The 3,296-nt window shown below is 66.8% G+C and carries 2 protein-coding genes; both read right to left on the reverse strand.

Translation table 11 applies throughout. The annotated features are described in order from the left end of the window. Nucleotides 1-474, reverse strand: a complete 474-nt coding sequence (locus H1B27_RS39500; RefSeq protein WP_061877059.1) for a chemotaxis protein CheW — start codon at nt 472-474, stop codon at nt 1-3. Nucleotides 475-498: 24 nt separating this feature from the next. Continuing rightward, entirely contained in the window at nt 499-3,294 is a 2,796-nt protein-coding gene (locus H1B27_RS39505) for a hybrid sensor histidine kinase/response regulator (protein WP_197969761.1), read from the reverse strand. Between the last annotated feature and the right edge of the window lie 2 nt (nt 3,295-3,296).

Here is a 3,296-nt window from a genome sequence, read left to right on the forward strand (position 1 = left end):
TCAGGCCGCCATCATTTCGGGTGCGAGCTCGAGGACGCGATCGACGTCGAGGACGACCATGAGCTGGCCGTCGAGGCGGTGGACGCCGCCGGCGAGCTTGGCCATGCGGGGGTCGAGGTTGACGGGGTTCTCCTCCTTGCCGTCCTCGGGCAGGCGCAGCACCTCGCCGATCTGGTCGATCAGCAGGCCATAGGATTCGCCGCGCAGGTCGACGCCGACCGCCATCGGGGTCTTGCCGTCCTCGGCCTTGGGCAGGCCGAGACGGGCGCGCATGTCGACCACGGTGACGATGCGGCCGCGCAGGTTCAACACGCCCGCGATCTCGCGCGAGGACAGGGGAACGCGGGTGACGCGCTCGGGCATGAACACGTCCTGGACGCGGGAGATCGGCAGGCCGAACAACTGGCCGCCGATCATCGCGGTGACGTATTCGACCATGGCGCCTTCGCTGGACTGGGTCTTGTTGCTGGCCATAAGCCTATCTCCTGATCCCCTGGGTTACGCCGCGGCCCGGCTCAGCTCGGAAGCGCCGGCGGCGCCCGCGGTCTGCTCCTTCAGCGCCGCGATCAGGCCGGGACGGTCGAACTTGGCGACATAGTCGTGGAAGCCGGCCTGGCGGCCGCGCTCGATCGCCGCCGGCGACACCAGCGCCGACAGGCCGATGATCGGCGTCGCGGCGAGGTTGTTGTCGGACCGGATCACTTCGGCGAACTCGAACCCGTTCATGTCGGGCATCTCGATGTCGGTCAGCACCACGTCGAAGCTCTGGGCGCGGAGCGCAGCCAAGCCCTCCTGCGCGGTCGGCGCGGTGCGGACGCGGTAGCCGGCGGCCTTGAGCACCGGAGCCAGCATGTTGCGGAAGAAGGCCGAGTCGTCGACCAGCAGCACCGCCTGCGAGTGCATCGACGGCTTCATCTCCTTGCGGGTGAACCAGTCGGAGAACGCCATCGGCAGGAAGTGGCCGACGTCGATCACCTCGGTGGCCTGGCCCTTGATCACGGCCGAGCCCAGGATGCCCGAACTTGAACCGCCGACCTCGATGTTGAGCCGCTCCTCGACGATGTCGATGATCTCGTCGACGACGAGGCCCATGGAGCGGCCGTCGTCGGCGAACACCAGGATCGGCTGGACGCCCTGGCTGGCGATGGTGACGCCTTCCATGGCCACCAGCGGCATCAGCTGCTCGCGGTACTGCACCATGTAGCGGCCGTTGCTGAACTCGATCTTGTCGGCGGGGAGCTCTTCCAGGCGGGTGACGAGCCCGAGCGGGACCGCCTTGGGCTGGGACGAGCCGGCACGGAACACCAGCAGCGAGGTGGTCTGCTCGCCCGAGCCGATGTGATGGCCGGCCGCGTCGTCGCCCATGTCATGGGCGGAGGAGCCGGCGGCGCCGAGCGCCTTCGCAATGCCGTTGGGATCGATGATCATGATGACCGCGCCATCGCCCAGGATGGTGTTGCCGGAGAACATGTCGATGTGGCGCAGTTTCGTCGACATCGGCTTCACGACGATCTCTTCCGTATGGAAGACACCATCGACCACGATGCCAAAAGTCTGGCTGCCGACTTGAGTCACCACGATGAAGCCGTTCTCGGGATCCGAGGCCGCGCCGTCGTCGATCTTGAGCAGCTTCTTCAGGTGGATCAGCGGCAGCAGCTTGTTGCGCAGCCTGAGGACCGCGGTGTCCTTGATGCGCTCGATGCGGTGCTCGGAGTTGGCGCGGGCGCGCACCAGCTCGACCACCGAGAGCTGCGGGATCGCAAAGCGGTCGCCGGCGGCTTCCACGATCAGCGCCGAGACGATGGCGAGCGTCAGCGGGATCTTGATGGTGACGCTCGAGCCTTCGCCGGCCACGCTCTTGATGTCGATGGTGCCGCCGATCTGGTCGATATTGGTGCGCACCACGTCCATGCCGACGCCGCGGCCCGAGACCGAGGTGATGGCGGCCGCGGTCGAGAAGCCCGGCGCGAAGATGAACTTGTGGATCTGGGCTTCGCTCATCTTCTCCAGCTCGGCCTCGGTGACGAGACCTGAGGAGATCGCCTTGGCCTTGATCTTCTCGGTGTTGAGGCCGCGGCCGTTGTCGGCGATGCAGATGATGATGTGGCCGCCCTCGTGATAGGCGGACAGGCGAATGGTGCCCTGCTCGCCCTTGCCGCTGGCGAGGCGCTCGGCGGGGGTCTCGAGGCCATGATCGGCGGAGTTGCGCACCATGTGGGTGAGCGGGTCCTTGATCAGGTCGAGCACCTGGCGGTCGAGCTCGGTGTCGGCGCCGTGCATCTCCAGCTCGATCTGCTTGCCGAGTTCGGATGAGAGATCGCGGACGATGCGGGGCAGCTTCTGCCAGGCATTGCCGATCGGCTGCATGCGCGTCTTCATGACGCCTTCCTGCAGCTCGGCGGTGACGTTGGACAGGCGCTGCAGCGGCACCTTGAACTCGGTGTCCTCGTTGCGCCTCGAGATCTCCAGCAGCTGGTTGCGGGTCAAGACCAGCTCGGAGACCATGGTCATCAGGTGCTCCAGCGTATCCACGTTGACGCGGATCGACTGGTTGGCGATGCGCTCGCCCTCGGAGGCGCCCTCGTCGGCCGTCGACTTCTTCGGCGCGGCCTTCTCCCTGGCGGGTTTTGCTTCCGCGACAGGCGCTTCGGGGGCGGGCTCAGGCTTTGCTTCAACCTTGGCTTCGGCCTTTACTTCAGCCTTGGCAGCCGGCGCGGGCGCCGGCGCTTCGATCGCGGTCTCGCGGAAGGCGCGCTCGAGCTCGTCGAGCGAGACTTCGCCCGGGCGCAACGGGCGCTCCAGCGTCTGCTCGATCAGCGTGCCCATGGTCAGATCCTTTGCCGGCGCGGGCGCAGCGGCAAGCGGCGCCTCCGGCGGGGATTCGGCGACGGGAGCCGAACCGGCCGCCATTGCCGCCATGCCCTGCTCGACCATCGCTTCCAGCTTGTCGATGAGGTCGCGGTCGTTGCCTTCGGGCTCGGCCTCGGTCGCCTCCAGGCCCGCCAGGATCTCCTTGATGCGGTCGATCGAGGACAGGATCACCGTCACCGCCTGCCCGGTCACCGGCATGCCGTCACGGAACTTGCCCATCAAGGTCTCGCCGGCATGCGCCAGCGCTTCCAGCCGCGGCAGCCCGAGGAAGCCGCACGTGCCCTTGATGGTGTGGACCAGGCGGAAGATGTTATCCAGGATCTTGGCGTTGTTCGGCTCCTGCTCGAACTTCACCAGCTGATTGTCCACGGTGTCCAGGCTCTCGCTGGTCTCCGTCAGAAACTCCCGCAACAGATCATCCATGA

Source organism: Bradyrhizobium diversitatis, assembly GCF_016031635.1.
In the GTDB taxonomy this organism is placed as follows: Bacteria; Pseudomonadota; Alphaproteobacteria; order Rhizobiales; family Xanthobacteraceae; genus Bradyrhizobium; species Bradyrhizobium diversitatis.

Coding starts and splice junctions, on each gene's coding strand:
- H1B27_RS39505 (WP_197969761.1), bottom strand. CDS start 3,294: ATGGATGATCTGTTGCGGGAGTTTCTGACGGAGACCAGCGAGAGCCTG.
- H1B27_RS39500 (WP_061877059.1), bottom strand. CDS start 474: ATGGCCAGCAACAAGACCCAGTCCAGCGAAGGCGCCATGGTCGAATAC.